This is a genomic window from Photobacterium halotolerans DSM 18316 (genome assembly GCF_000425165.1).
Classification (GTDB): Bacteria; Pseudomonadota; Gammaproteobacteria; order Enterobacterales; family Vibrionaceae; genus Photobacterium; species Photobacterium halotolerans.
This window is the reverse complement of record NZ_KE384319.1, coordinates 568331-582968: the sequence shown is the minus strand read 5'-3', so window position 1 is coordinate 582968 and position 14638 is coordinate 568331. Positions and strand designations below refer to the sequence as shown.

13 protein-coding genes and 1 pseudogene are annotated in these 14638 nt (G+C 46.3%); 10 read left to right on the top strand and 4 right to left on the bottom strand.

The features are described from left to right. The first annotated feature begins 17 nt into the window (after nt 1–17). The 6 genes from H511_RS0111985 (at nt 18) to H511_RS0111960 (ending at nt 6292) form a co-directional block, all read left to right on the top strand. Nucleotides 18–1874, top strand: coding sequence for a diguanylate cyclase (locus H511_RS0111985; protein ID WP_027252512.1), 1857 nt, complete (start codon nt 18–20; stop codon nt 1872–1874). 103 nt (nt 1875–1977) lie between these two features. After that, nucleotides 1978–2133: a hypothetical protein gene (locus tag H511_RS24660; RefSeq protein WP_155804860.1), complete on the top strand. Its 156-nt coding sequence runs from the start codon at nt 1978–1980 to the stop codon at nt 2131–2133. A gap of 355 nt (nt 2134–2488) precedes the next feature. Continuing rightward, a complete protein-coding gene (gene ectA / locus H511_RS0111975; protein ID WP_027252511.1) occupies nt 2489–3025 on the top strand; it encodes a diaminobutyrate acetyltransferase in 537 nt (178 codons plus the stop codon). Nucleotides 3026–3048: 23 nt separating this feature from the next. After that, nucleotides 3049–4314 (top strand): diaminobutyrate--2-oxoglutarate transaminase, encoded by a 1266-nt coding sequence (gene ectB, locus H511_RS0111970; protein ID WP_027252510.1) that lies wholly within the window; start codon nt 3049–3051, stop codon nt 4312–4314. A gap of 11 nt (nt 4315–4325) precedes the next feature. Beyond that, complete coding sequence (locus H511_RS0111965) at nt 4326–4721, top strand: ectoine synthase (protein WP_027252509.1); 396 nt, start codon at nt 4326–4328, stop codon at nt 4719–4721. Between the two features lie 137 nt (nt 4722–4858). Beyond that, complete coding sequence (locus tag H511_RS0111960; RefSeq protein ID WP_027252508.1) at nt 4859–6292, top strand: aspartate kinase; 1434 nt, start codon at nt 4859–4861, stop codon at nt 6290–6292. A gap of 99 nt (nt 6293–6391) precedes the next feature. On the opposite strand, the gene H511_RS0111955 is transcribed toward H511_RS0111960, so the two are convergent. Then, a complete protein-coding gene (locus H511_RS0111955; RefSeq protein ID WP_027252507.1) occupies nt 6392–8674 on the bottom strand; it encodes a YgiQ family radical SAM protein in 2283 nt (760 codons plus the stop codon). Between the two features lie 4 nt (nt 8675–8678). Further along, nucleotides 8679–9449 carry a site-specific integrase gene (locus H511_RS23260; RefSeq protein ID WP_248616589.1) on the bottom strand — a complete coding sequence of 257 codons (771 nt, stop codon included), beginning with the start codon at nt 9447–9449 and terminating at the stop codon, nt 8679–8681. A gap of 42 nt (nt 9450–9491) precedes the next feature. Between H511_RS23260 and H511_RS0111945 the strand changes: the two genes are divergently transcribed. The 3 genes from H511_RS0111945 to H511_RS0111935 are packed head-to-tail and all read left to right on the top strand — an operon-like array spanning nt 9492 to nt 11025. Beyond that, entirely contained in the window at nt 9492–9809 is a 318-nt protein-coding gene (locus tag H511_RS0111945) for a hypothetical protein (protein WP_027252506.1), read from the top strand. Continuing rightward, the gene (locus tag H511_RS0111940) at nt 9809–10441 is read left to right on the top strand and encodes a DNA N-6-adenine-methyltransferase (RefSeq protein ID WP_027252505.1); all 633 of its coding nucleotides are present in this window, start codon (nt 9809–9811) and stop codon (nt 10439–10441) included. Before H511_RS0111945 ends, H511_RS0111940 begins: the two co-directional genes overlap by 1 nt. Further along, the gene (locus tag H511_RS0111935) at nt 10438–11025 is read left to right on the top strand and encodes a hypothetical protein (protein WP_027252504.1); all 588 of its coding nucleotides are present in this window, start codon (nt 10438–10440) and stop codon (nt 11023–11025) included. The genes H511_RS0111940 and H511_RS0111935 overlap by 4 nt, the downstream gene beginning before the upstream one ends. A 95-nt stretch (nt 11026–11120) precedes the next feature. Here the strand turns inward: H511_RS0111935 and H511_RS0111930 are convergent, their stop codons facing one another. Both H511_RS0111930 and H511_RS0111925 read right to left on the bottom strand, forming a co-directional pair. Further along, nucleotides 11121–12497, bottom strand: a complete 1377-nt coding sequence (locus H511_RS0111930; RefSeq protein WP_027252503.1) for a hypothetical protein — start codon at nt 12495–12497, stop codon at nt 11121–11123. After that, the gene (locus H511_RS0111925; RefSeq protein WP_155804859.1) at nt 12490–13695 is read right to left on the bottom strand and encodes a hypothetical protein; all 1206 of its coding nucleotides are present in this window, start codon (nt 13693–13695) and stop codon (nt 12490–12492) included. The genes H511_RS0111930 and H511_RS0111925 overlap by 8 nt, the downstream gene beginning before the upstream one ends. 306 nt (nt 13696–14001) lie before the next feature. Between H511_RS0111925 and H511_RS24430 the strand changes: the two are divergent. Further along, nucleotides 14002–14603, top strand: a pseudogene (locus H511_RS24430) (transposase); the annotation flags it as partial. Between the last annotated feature and the right edge of the window lie 35 nt (nt 14604–14638).

Sequence of the window (14638 nt, the reverse complement as noted above, 5' to 3'; positions counted from 1 at the left end):
TTTAATAGATATTTTAAATGGATTTTAAGCCTAAGTATTTGATTAAAATGGTTCTGCCATTGCTCGTTCTGCTGGTGTCAGCACTGGTGTATTTAGGATATTCAGATTATCGTTCCATCCGGGAAAGTGCATACTCGCAGGCGCGGGCTAATTTGAATGTGGCGAAAGGGTATTTAGATCAGAATTACATTGCGGCAACGAATCAATTATTTTTATTATCTGAAATCCTGAAAGGCCCGGATAAAATACCCGCCTTTCTTGATGCGGCTAACTATGTGGTTAAAAACCAGAATAAATTTCTGGAAGTCGGATTACTGGTCGATTCAGATTATTACGCTACAGACGGATTTCACCTGTCGGGGATTGACGAGCGGGTAAAACACCGGCCCTGGTATTCTGACGATCAGAAAACCGGTGATATTTTTCTGTCTGATTTCTATCGCAGTAATAGTACTCAAAAGTGGTGTGTAGCCTTGGTGACAAAGCTGGCGCTACCCGGGAAAAATAACGTCAGGATCATTATTGAGCTTGATGCCGGAGCGATGTCCGATGACCTTTCCGGTCTGAAAACAATGAAGAAGGGCTATGTTTATGCTATTGAGCCGAAGACGAAAAGGGTGGTTATTCATCCTGATAAAGAGCGTTTAGGCGTAGACTCTGTCAGTATCAATTCTGAGTTACTGACAACCATCATGGCCGGTGATGGTCACGGTAATATTCCCTCTTACCAATACGATGGACAGTATAAATTCAGCGTTTACGATACCAATAACCGTTTTAACTGGGTGTTACTGTCTGGTACCAATAATAGTGAAATTGCGTCCAATGCCTTGAAAATGGGCGCTGTGGGCGGCACCTTGCTGGCTGTCGTCTTTTTCATTTTACTGGCAGGTTATCTGCATACCCGCGTTCATCAGGTAGGTGGCCAGTTAATTGAGGCGCAGGAATTCGATGAACTGCACGAGCAGTTGTCAGCGTTACTAAACGATACTATGGGCAGTAGCAGGGTCTATCTTTTCGTGATGAATGCCAATGAAGGGGTACTGGAAGAGGCCTATCATAACTTACGGGCCAATGTGCCGGCAGATTTACTGTGCCGTATTGCCGGTTGTCAGCAGCTGGGCCGGTTTTGCAAGCCAGAACAGGATGATATTGTCCGCCGTATTGCGCCCAGCGAGCCCTGTATACGGCTGCCTTTAGTCAACAGTGCAAGGCAGCATGAAAATCCGCATACGGCCAGTCAGCTGATCGGCGTGCTGTATATATGCCAGCCCGGTCTGGCTTACCCATTCTTTGCCAAAATGATTGCCAACTACACGCTCAGTGCGCTGAATCAGATACTTTTGACTCAGCACATCCGCAGCGAAGATCAGATGACAGGGCTGAAAAATAAGAACAGTCTCCGTCAGCATATGGATCAGAAACTGGCGGACAGTACCACTGGCTACTTTCTGGCCATGATTGATGTAGACGACTTTAAGTCGGTTAATGATACCTACGGCCATTTGCTTGGCGACGAAGTGATTCTGAACATTGCGAGCCAGATGAAGCACAGCTTTCCGGCACAAGCTGTATTGTGTCGCTACGGCGGTGAAGAGTTTGCGGTGCTAATGGAAGCACCAGACACAGAAACAGCCCTGAAGATATTGGATGATTTCCGTGCAAAGGTAGAAGCCAGCCGCATTGAGGTTAATGAAGGCACATCCTGCGCTATTACCGTCAGCATTGGTTTTGCCCCTTTACGCAAGGGCATGGAATCGACCATCTCGTCTGCAGACCGGGCACTGTACCAGGCGAAATCGCAGGGCAAGAACCAAGTGCTCAGCGCGGAAATGTGTTCAGTAGGTACAGAAACGGCCGCGGTAACAGCCTGATTCTGTAATTGGTGCTAAGTTGAAGAGTCGGCCGTGAATTTCAGAGACGGACATATCCTTGATATAACAATCAGGCGATTAACAAACACCCACAGGGGGAGGCATGCTTAAATTTGTAGTGATAATCCTGCTGATTGCAGCGGCGGTAGTCATGGCTCGATTTTTAGACGAGCGCCATCAGAAAAAGCTGTACATTGGCATGCTGATCTGTGCTGTTATTGCTATTGCAGTTTTTATGGCAACAGAGCTGGCCAGGTAATGGCTGGCAATTAACGGATTCGGTGTTTTTTTCCTTCTTTATGTCTTCAACGTCAAGTCGCTTGAGTCTGGCGACAGCGCGGCTTGCAACGCCATTCTCTCATTCCCCTGCGGCTGATTTGAGCATTTCTGGTCAGCAGATCTCACTTATCGCGGCTTGATGTCGCTTTAATGACAGTAATATGATTAGTTCTGTAATTATTCGATTTGTAATCATTTTTAGGTATTAACCAGATATATATCAATGGCTTATCGATAAAATCAGAGGCTTGATAAAAATATTGGGGTTGATCTTATCGTTTCAGTCCCTATAATTGTTCTTGAATTCATTAGAGCACTAAACAATGTGGCGACCAATGATTACAATGGCACCATGGGCATTAGCCCCAGAAACATCGACTAAGACTCAGGAAGAGTTTGTTTTTCGAAAACCGGAACGAACAGATGGTAATCGAGTGCATTCACTGATCGAATCTTGTCCCCCATTAGACACCAACTCCTCTTACTGCAATTTCCTGCAGACCACTCACTTCAAAGACACATGTATTGTTGCTGAATCAGACGGTGAGATGGCAGGGTTTGTCTCGGCTTACAGAGTCCCTGAAAAGGAAAACACTCTGTTTATATGGCAGGTTGCTGTCGGCGAGAAGGCGCGTGGTAAAGGGCTCGCTTTCAAGATGATTCAACAACTGCTGGCGCGTGATGATCTCAGCGATATTCGCTGTATCGAAACGACCATCACCCGCCTCAATAAAGCCTCTTGGGCGTTGTTTAAGAAGGTGGATCAGGCGAACGGTAACTTAGGTGAAGTCTCGCTGTTCCTTGACGAAGAGAAGCATTTCGACGGTGAACACGACTCGGAATATCTCTATCGCATTCCACTTAAACAATAAATCACGACAAAACAGGATAAGTCATGAATATCTTTAATGCGCAGGAATCAAATGTTCAATGTTACGCCAAAAACTTCCCGGTGGTGTTCTCATCCGCAAAGGGTTGCTGGTTGAACACCAGCGAAGGTGAGCGTTACCTGGATTTCCTGGCAGGCGCTGGTGCGTTGAACTATGGCCATAATAACCCGGTGCTGAAAAAAGCACTGATGGATTACATCGATCAAGATGGCCTGACGCACGGTTTGGATATGCATTCCGAAGCAAAAGCGACATTTCTTGAAAACCTGAAGAATTACATCCTGACCCCTCGCGGTCTGGACTACAAAGTACAGTTTACTGGCCCAACCGGTACTAACGCCGTTGAAGCGGCACTGAAACTGGCGCGTAAAGTAAAAGGACGCCAGAACATCGTTGCCTTCACGAACGGCTTCCACGGTGTGTCTTACGGTGCACTGGCGGCTACCGGTAACCAGCATCACCGTGGTGGTGCCGGTATGGCACTGAGCGGCGTTACCCGCCTGCCATACGAAGGTTACGCTGACCTGGACGGTCTGGCACTGTTTGAAGCTATGCTGACTGATAACTCCAGCGGCCTGGATAAACCGGCTGCTGTCATCCTCGAAACCGTACAAGGTGAGGGTGGTCTGAACGTGGCTTCCAACGAATGGTTACAGCGCCTGAGCGCTATCTGTAAACGTCACGACATTCTGCTGATTGTCGACGACATTCAGGCAGGTTGTGGCCGTACCGGTACATTCTTCAGCTTTGAGCCGTCCGGTATCAAACCGGATATGGTGACCCTGTCTAAATCTATCGGTGGTTACGGTCTGCCAATGGCAGTGGTACTGCTGAAGCCGGAACTGGACAAGTGGTTGCCGGGCGAGCACAACGGTACGTTCCGTGGTAACAATCACGCGTTCGTGACAGCCGCTGTTGCTATTGAAGCCTACTGGCACAATGACGAGTTTGAGCAGCACATCAACGCACGCGCTGCCCAGCTGAACGTTACATTACAAAAAGTACTTAAGCAGTACCCGGCAGTATTTGAAAAAATCAAAGGCCGCGGTCTGATGCAGGGTATTGCCTGTCACGATGGTGAATTTGCAGGTGCAATCGGTAAGCTGTGTTTTGAAAACGGCATGATTATCGAAACCGCCGGTCCGAACGATGAAGTGCTGAAGTTCTTCTGCCCGCTGACAATCAGTGAAGCGGAACTGGAAAAAGGCCTGCACATCTTTGAAAAAGCGGTGGCCGAGTTTGCAAAATCCAGCATGAAGAAAGCGTCTTAAGGAGAATAAGAATGATTGTACGCACCCTTGAAGAGTGCCAGAACAGCGAACGCCGGGTAGTGGCTGAAAACGGTAACTGGGAAAGTGTCCGCATGCTGCTGCGTGATGACAACATGGGCTTTTCGTTCCACATCACCACTATCTTTGCCAATACCGATACACACATTCATTACAAGAACCATCTGGAATCTGTGTATTGCGTGTCGGGTGAAGGGGAAATCCAGACCACAGCCGATGGCAAGACTTACGAGATCAAGCCAGGCACCCTGTATGTCCTGGATAAGCATGATGAACATCAGCTGCGCGCCAATAAAGGTGTCGATATGGTGATGGCTTGTGTGTTCAACCCGCCATTGACGGGCATGGAAGTCCACGACAAAGACGGTGTATACCCAGCAGCAGAATAATCACAGCTGTATTGACGCAAGTGATTAACCCTCCTTGCGATATCAACCTGAGGGTTACCGGAAGGCGGTGCAAACCGCCTTTCAAAACCATCAGGCTAAGCGCTCCCGCTTAGCTGATGAAAATAAAAGGAGTTACCATGACTCATACCGTTGAAAAGATTGGCGGTACTTCCATGTCTGCGTTCGATGCGGTAATGGACAATATCCTGCTCTATCCAGACAATCCTTATCAACGTATGTTTGTTGTTTCGGCCTATGGCGGTATCACTGACGCACTGTTGGAATGCAAGCGAACCGGTGAACCGGGCATCTTCCGCTACATTGCAGAACGCAATGATGTGTGGCGCGAGAAATTGAAAGCACTGGAGCAGCGTATGCTGCTGATTAACGACACTATGTTTCCCGAGTTGTTCTGTCGTAACCGTGCCGATAATTTTGTCAAAGAGCGTATTGCTAACGCTATTACCTGTATCGAGAATATTCTGGAAACCTGTCAGTACGGACAGTTTTCTCTGACCAGTTATCTGCCGCAAATCCGCGAGTTTCTGTCTTCCATTGGTGAAGCGCATTCTGCCTTTAATACCACGCTGATGCTGAATAACGTGGGTATTAACTCTCGCTTTGTTGATTTGTCGGGCTGGGGCGCTGAGAACAATGTCCAGGGCGATCTGGATGCGGTGATTCTGGATGCGATCAAAGATATCGATCTGAGCAAAGAACTGCCAATCGTTACCGGCTATGTTTACTGCGATGAAGGTCTGATGAAGACTTATGATCGCGGTTACAGTGAGATGACATTCAGTCGTCTGGCGGTATTGAGCAAGGCAAGCCGCGCGGTGATCCACAAAGAGTATCACCTGAGCAGCGCCGACCCCCGTATCGTTGGCCCTGAGCATGTCCGCCCGATTGGAAAAAGTAACTATGACGTTGCTGACCAGCTGGCCAACCTGGGCATGGAAGCGATTCACCCTAACGCCGCTTCAGGACTTCGTCGTGCCGGTATTGAGCTGGCGGTGAAAAATACCTTTGAGCCAGAACATCCGGGCACCTTAATTTCTCAGCATTACCAGCCTAATACGGGTAAAGCCGAGATTATTGCCGGCCGGGATAAGGTCTTTGCGCTGCATTTGTTTGACCAGGCGATGGTCGGTCAGGTGGAAGACGTCAGCTATGAGCTGATGGAAATCATCCGCGAAGAGAACGTCCAGCTGATCAGTAAAGAGATGAACGCCAACTCTGTGACTTATTATCTGGACGGCAGTACATCAAGCCAGAACAAGGTGCTGGCCAAAGCAGAGAAGCGTTATCCGAAGGCGAAGATCACCGGAAAAATGGTGGCGCTGATTTCGGTGATTGGGTCGGCTATCGATACCAATAAAACCATGAGTCAGGGTGTATTGACCCTGCTGGATAAAGATATCAGCCCGAAAGCTGCTCACGCTTCCCTGCGTAACGTTGACGTGCAGTTTGTGGTGAAAGACAGTGACTATCACGGCGCAATTTGTGCGCTGCATGAGAGCTTCATGAGTGATAGATCAACTGCTGCAACGGCAGAGAAAGTCGTTGCCTAGCATTAAATAACATCTATTTCCCCCCTGAAATGAAAAAGGCAAGAGCATCGCTCTTGCCTTTTTTTATCTTTTTTAAAGCAGCTGGGCTCGGGCTCGGTATCAGGCCCGTGCGCCACGTTTGGCTGACGGCTTGCCGCGAGACTGAGGCTTACCCGGCGATGACGGGCGTTTGCCAGCGCCTTGTGGTTTGCCGCTACCCTGAGCGCTGCTGCCAGCCTGGGTTTTCGGTTTACCTGGACCCTTGCGTTGTGTCGTTCCGTCTTTACGGATATCCGGCTGATTCGGGTGCTTGGTGGCGAAACGCTTGGCACCGTGACGGCTTGAACCGCGACGGGTTGCAGGTGTCAGGGCTGCGTCGCTGCCTTCAGCGGGCACCAGACAGTCGGCGCGGTCGCCGATCAGGTGTTTTTTACCCATGCTGATCAAGGCTTCACGGATCAGAGGCCAGTTAGCCGGATCATGGTAACGTAGCAAGGCTTTATGCAGACGACGCTGACGCTCGCCTTTGGCCACAAACAGATCTTCCCGCTGCTTGTACTTCACGCGCTTCAGCGGGTTCGTTTCCGAGTGATACATGGCCGTGGCATTACACATCGGCGACGGGTAGAAGTTCTGTACCTGATCGCACTGGTAATCATTTTTCTTGAGCCACAATGCCAGATGCAGCATGTCGTCATCGGTTGAACCCGGATGGGCCGAAATAAAGTACGGGATCAGATATTGCTTCTTGCCGGCTTCAGCGCTGTATTTTTCAAACAGCTCTTTGAAGCGGTCATAGGTGCCCATTCCCGGTTTCATCATCAGATCCAGCGTGCCTTTTTCGGTATGCTCAGGCGCGATTTTCAGATAACCACCCACATGGTGGGTCACCAGCTCTTTAATGTATTCCGGTGATTCGATAGCCAGATCGTAACGCACACCTGAGGCGATCATCACTTTCTTGATCCCTTTCACTTCCCGGGCTTTGCGGTACAGATCTATGGTGTGTTTGTGGTCGGTATCCAGCTTCTCACAGATTTTCGGGAAGATGCACGACGGACGACGGCAGTTCTTCTCGGCACGCGGATCAGAACAACCCAGGCGGTACATGTTCGCCGTCGGGCCACCCAAATCGGAAATGGTGCCGGTAAAGCCGGGCACTTTGTCGCGGATGTCTTCCAGCTCCTGCAAAATCGACTCGTGAGAGCGGTTCTGAATAATCCGGCCTTCGTGCTCGGTAATCGAACAGAAAGAACAGCCACCGAAACAGCCTCGCATGATGTTGACACTGGTCTTGATCATGTCATAAGCCGGAATCTTGGCTTTACCATAAGAAGGGTGCGGCACCCGCGCGTACGACAGGCCAAACACAAAATCCATTTCTTCGGTGGTGAGCGGGATAGGCGGCTTATTGACCCATAATTCACGGTCTCCGTGCAGCTGGATCAGCGCACGGGCAGAATAAGGGTTCGCTTCCAGGTGCATCACGCGGCTGGCATGGGCGTACAAAATGCGGTCGTTGCGCAGTTTCTCAAAAGAAGGCAAACGCACGGCGCTGGTAAAGGCGTCGTGACGCGACGGCTGAATCTGCACCGTCTGAGCTTTCACTGGTTCAGCCTCAGCTTTGGACTTATTGGTCTCGCAGACTTCTTCCGTGGCGTACGGATTAGGCATCACCATAGATTTGCCGGGCTTATCGATGCGCGTTGAATCGATAATTTTATAATGGGCAGGCGCTTCTTTCAGGATCACCGCCGTACCCGCGATATCTGTCATGGTGCTGATGTCTTCGCCGCTGGCAATGCGGTGCGACACTTCAACCAGTGCCCGCTCGGCATTACCGAATAGCAGAATGTCTGCTTTGGCATCAAACAGCACGGAACGGCGCACTTTATCAGACCAGTAATCATAATGCGCCAGACGGCGCAGGCTGGCTTCAATGCCACCCAGCACAATCGGGGTGTCTTTATAGGCTTCACGGCAACGCTGCGAATACACCAGCACCGCGCGGTCAGGACGCTTGCCGCCTACATTGTCCGGGGTATAGGCATCATCATGGCGCAGCTTGCGATCCGCCGTATAACGGTTGATCATCGAGTCCATGTTGCCGGCTGTAATCCCGAAATACAGGTTCGGCTGACCCAGCGCCATAAAGGCATCTTTATTGTTCCACTCGGGCTGAGCGATAATCCCGACACGGAACCCCTGAGCTTCCAGTACCCGACCGATCACCGCCATGCCAAAGCTCGGGTGATCGACATACGCATCACCGGTCACAATGATAATGTCACAGCTATCCCAGCCTAACGCGTCCATTTCTTCACGCGTAGTCGGCAGAAACGGCGCTGTTCCATAGCACTCGGCCCAGTATTTCGGGTATTCGTTAATCTTCTTTAAATTCATGTGCTTACTGTTGCTCTTTCTTGTTTGGGGGCATATAGGGGGCATTCTTGCCGTAAGTGTTGTTCAGCAGCTGCAGCTGATCAGCAGTGTGGTCACTCACCCAATCGCCATATGTTTGATAAATTTCCTTAGCACTAGAATGCCCCATTTGCTTAGCAATAAATGTCGGATTTGCCCCTGCAGATAGCATCCAGCACGCATAAGTATGGCGTGTTTGATACGGTTTGCGATACGGTACTTTTGAGCGCCTGCACACGCCAGTCCATTTATCGTGGATACTGGTATGGAAGTAGTATGCCTTCGTCTCTCTTGTTGCCGTTACTCGCGGTGAAAATACAGGGCGTATAAAAAAGCGGATGATTTTACCATGTTCCCGCTGTAATACATCAATTTCTATTGATGGATACATCAGGGTCAATGCCTGTTGCCTTTTCAGCGCTTCAACTGCTGGCGCTAACAGGTTGATTGTACGTTCACCTGAGACTGTCTTAGGTAATTTGAACCGGCCCTCAAGTGTCAGGTTTCGGCGAACATGAATGACGCCAGCTTTTAAGTCTACATCTTCCCAGGCCAGTGCCAGCAACTCGCCATGCCTCATGCCTGTGTAAACGGCTAGTTGCCAAAAGTTCTTGTCTTGCTCGTTTAAGCATGCACTAATGATGCGCTCATATTCCGACTGTGAGAGTGGGGGTGTTTGTCTTCCTTTAGTTCCTTCAGACCAATCAATAGCCGTTGATCGTCCTATGGAAGACGGCGGCGCGTGGCTGAGCTTCAACTGGTCCAGCTACCGCCGCAACAAACACATGGAGAAAGCAGCATGAACGAGCAGCAAGAAGCAATGTTACTGGCACTTCGTGGGCTGGCCGTTCGTGCCGCCATTCGGCATGTGGCTATGTTTGAAGGCATTGAATACCGTCCGGCCATTAAGCTGATAGCCGAGCACTGTAATGTGCTGTCATTGGATGTGGTGAAGTGGCGGAATTTTGGTGTGCCATCAGACAAGGTTGATCTGTTGTTGGAACTGTTGAACCGGTATTCACCATGGGCACGCCATCAGCTGCGGCCACGAGTACGCGAATCGGATATCTGGCTGCGTGTGGAAGCGGCACAGGAAGAACAGGCGAGGGCAGCGTAATGGCAATTCTGATTCGGTCCCGTACTACCGTGGACGATAAAAACCGCTGGGGCACGCAGTGGAAATGCTTTTGGGATGCCAAAGCCCTGTATGGCCGTGAGTTCAACCTTGATGTGTGCGCGGAACCGGAAACCGCCAAGGTTAACAGGTTCTATACATCGCTGGAATGGCTTGAAGAAAAGGCCGGGAACTACTTCAAACGCGGGACAGGTTTTGGAAATACCTTCTTTAACCCGCACGCCAAAATTGTAGGGTTCGATGCCTTGCAGCAAGCATGGGAGCCGCACTGGTGGTGTAACCCGCCGTTTGATATGAAGATGCAGTTCGTTTCTAAAGCAGCAGCTGAGGCCAGAGCCGGAAACCCGGGCATGATGTTGTTGCCCTATGAGCCATTAACCGGATGGTGGCAACAGGGCATTGAAGGTGTGGCGGCTGCTGTGTACGAGCCAGACGGGCGTTACAACTTCCTGAAAACAGATGGCATAACCCAAAAGAAAGGCGTGAACTTCGGCAGTGTGTTTGTACTGTTCACGCCTGGCTATTTCCCCACAACCCAGCGGATTCGGTTTAAGCGCGGGATAGCGGAAGACTTAACGATCAACTTTCGGGAAAAGCTGGAGGCAGCAGCATGAGAATTGAAAAGCTATTAGGCAAGTTTGGCCTGAAAGGCATTAACTATGCCCCCAGTACCGGAGGCAGGGCGCTGCTGACGGTAGAAGAACAACTGGCGATTGTAGGGATCAGCTGGCATGAATCCCCGGCCGGGTTTCATGTTATATTTGTGGCACGCATGGCAGATCGGGAGTCGGCTAAGTCTCTGTATCAAATCACCAGGCAGAAAGCCGCCCAAGCCATGGAACAGTGGCGCGGGGTGTATTCGCTAAAAGCCATTCATGCGCTGAGCCTGGCTGCAATGGCCGAAGCCACCCAGCAGTTCGGCCAGATTTGCCCGGAGTGCAACGGAAGCAGTAAGGTGACCAACAAGCAGCAAGTCACCCGCAAGTGCCCGGCCTGCAACGAAGGCCGTATCGCCTGGACCTGCGAAACCCGCTTCGCCGTTTTCTGCCAAACAATGCCGATCACTTATTCTCGGTTCAAACGCTATCAGACAGTGTTGCAGAAACTGGTCGACTGGCTCACCGGACAACGCACTGCCGCCATGCTGGCACTACAAAGTAGGGTAGAACGGGAAGAACGTGAGGCTGAGGTGGCGTAGGTATTAATCAGCCCACTTTTGAAGGATCATGGGGAGGAGATAATATTCAATTAGTTGGGAATAAAGATAAGGCGGTGTTAAGCCGCCTTACTTTCTCATGCATAGAGCTTTATTTCAGAATGGGAATACCAGACATGTTCATTTTGCTCTGATATAAGATTATACAGCATGGGTTCAATGTTATTTATGATGAACTTTGAAATGATAAGCTCCATGCTATGTGTTAAATTTTCATTGGATAAATGAAACTCTGTCTCTTTATTGTGCACGATTGAGTTTCTTACTGAGTACACAATTTTTGAATACACTTCTAAAAAACTAGTCAGAGCGCCACCGTTCATGTCCATCAAGCTTTCATATGTATATTGAGTCTTTTTGGTCTTTATGCCTAGTTTAACTAGTGATTTATTAAATTCGTCCTCATTTAAATCTCCACTTTCTACTAAATTTCTAAGGCTTTCCTTTAAATTTAATAGCTCTAGATTTTCACTTTCTTTATGATATGGGAAGATTACAGAGAGCAGATTCGTAAGGGAAGGTAATTCTTTATCTTCAATAGAGCTATACATGTCTCGGAAGTCTCTTATTGAAAACATTTCTCCCTGTTTAAATTGGCTGAGTTTTACAAGTGGCAGTTTGTACATAAAATTTTCAATGACATGATATAGACTTAAATATTTATTTAGCAGCTCTTCTCTACTATTGTATTCGCTTAAGATAAGTAAAGTGTCATTGAACTGTTGATAAGGTTTGTTAATAGTTATTTTTTCGAGGATTTGTTCATTAACACCAGATGGAGCTCGTTTAATATTGTGATATGCTTGGCCAGAAGAAACAATGTGTAATTTCAATGCTGAGATGACGTTGTTTTTATTATGGGTACCCGTTTTTTTATATATAATAATTCGTTCTAAGTTCCCAAAGTCTGAATTTGTTATTGAGTTAATTATTAGAAATAATAATTTATTTGTTAGCTTTTCACTATTAACAATGTCAAGTATTTTTTCTTTATCACTTAAATTAATGAAAATGAGCGCATTGTCTAAGCTTTGGTTTTCTACTGAATAGTAATAATTGTTTAGTGATATAATGTTATCTATTTCAGTAATGCTGTCAAAATCATGATAATTAATGATGTTTTCATTATCATCAACAAATTCAATCTCTGGAGAAAAAAGAGATTGAAGCTTTAAAATTGCGATAATTTTACTATACTCAGTCGCGTCAGGAAGGTATCCCTTATTGTGGGCTATAATTCTTGCATAATCTAATGTATTCCGGTTAACTACATTGTCATTCTTAGATTTAGTTAGATTGCTTTCTATTGTTTTTAGATCTTCAACAAATTTCATTATACTTTCTATGCGAGATTCGTCTTCGATAGATTTAGTTAATGTATCAAAATGTTCACCATTAACTAGGCTCGAGATATAATTTAATGTCAGATCGTAGAGGGTTTCTAAATTAGTCATTATTAAAACCTTCTTTGAAGTATTTACCCCAATTTATTACATTTTTAGGGGTGTTAAGGAAATCATAAATAGCGGTATAAACAGCTTTTTTGTTGATGTCTCCGATATTTACTTTAGATAAATCAACATTGTTTCGTGTTGATTCAAAATCGGTTATATTTAAGTTCTTAATGTTATCAAATATAATTTTTCTAGATAATCCCATTTCATCAGTTAATGAATGGTTAAGTTCTGATGCGCGCTTGCCAATAGCACCAAAAATGCCTGAAAGAACAACGTCCTTTCCAAGCCATCTCAATGACTCGTCACCAAATTGTTCTTGAACTTTAATGTCAAAATCAGCAAGGAATTTACATAACTCCTTTATCTCAATGTAAGAGCTTTTAAGAGTAATATCGTCATTTTGTAGTTTTTGAATAAAGTTGGAATTTAAAGTAACAGGCTTAGAAAGTTCCAATGAAGCTAAAGATGACACCAAGTGTGACAAATGGAATTGGCCTACGGATCTTTTTTTACTGAATGTGACAAGATTGATGTCTCTTTCTCTAATTATTTCTAAATTTCCTGATGTTGCACTTCTTAACTCTGGATATAATATACTAAATATAATTTCAGCTTGATGCTTTATACTTACGTTCTTATGCCCTGCGTTTAATATAATCATCTTTTCAACTTGTTCTGGTTTGGTTAAGTTAACCCAAACTTCAAACCATTGGAATGATTTAAAAATATCATCAAGACTTGTGTTGCCAGATTTAACTTCAGATATTAATCTTCTGATAACACTTGCTGATGCACCTGAGCGTTGAATCTCATCCGAATGATTTCGAGATAAAGATAGTGGAGGGATGTTAATAAAATTATCGTCTTCTTCTAATTTTGATTTTAAAAATAAAATACTGTCAAAGATAACCTTTAATCGATATGTTCTTTGAAGTCCATCTAATATATTAAAATCTTCAATTGTTAGTTCTGTTAGATTTAAATTGTCGGAGATTAAGACGATTGGAGGTATGTGTTTATCTTCTAGAACAGTGTCAATCATTTTGTCTAAATAGGAATTACTTATAATTCCACGCTGAATATCCCAGTCTTTATAATCTTCAGGAAGTGATTCAATATATTCTTTAAGTTCAGCTTTGCATAAATAACAAGTAGCATTGCCTTCTTTTTTTTCATCTAATATTTGTATTTTCACAATGTCCCTCAAAATTAGGTCGTTACTATCTCGCATCAAATTGTAGCATAAGACTCTGTTTTTAATGTAGTTGTTAGATAGGAAAAGGCAGGATTTCTCCTTCCGTGACAAACATCAAAATTTTGAAATTTTTCTTTTTTATCAGGACTTAGTTGATTGCTCGTTACTAGAGCAATTAATGTCTTCGCTAGTAACATTTCTTGACTAACCTCGTCTTTGAGATAACAGTATGAAACCCTCCCCGAAAAACATGTCGCTAGTAATTAGAGCTTTTCCGTTTACACTGAAATAAACGGAGAGCGCATGATGAAAAAATCACGCTACACAGAAACACAGATCGTTAAGATCCTGAAGGAAGTGGAGGCTAGCCGTAAGGTCAACGAAGTATGTCGTGAATACGGTATCTCTGACGCTACCTATTACAACTGGAAATCGAAATATGGTGGTATGGAAGCGTCCGATGTGAAGCGGCTGAAAGAGCTTGAAGATGAAAATCGCCGACTCAAGCAGATGTTCGCTGACCTCAGCCTTGAGGAGCACCGTATTGTGAAAGATATTCTGGAAAAAAAGCTGTAAAGCCAGCGGTTAAACGCGAACTAGTGGAGTATGTTCGTCAGCAATTTCGGGTCAGCCTCAGAATGGCCTGCCGCGCAGTTGGCATCAGTGATTCTGTCTATCGATATCAACCAGACCCTCACCGAAATGATAAGGTCATCGCCAAGCTGCAAGAAGCCGTAGAGCGATATCCTGCTTATGGTTTTGGCAAGTTATTTAAAGTTCTCAGACGCTGGGGATATCTATGGAACCACAAGCGAGTTTACCGTGTTTACTGCTCACTCAAGCTCAATATGAGGCGCAAAGGAAAAAAGCGATTACCGAAACGAGAGCCAGTCACGCTGGCACGCCCTAACGTTGCAGTGGGTACAGATAGCGGGATTGTGAC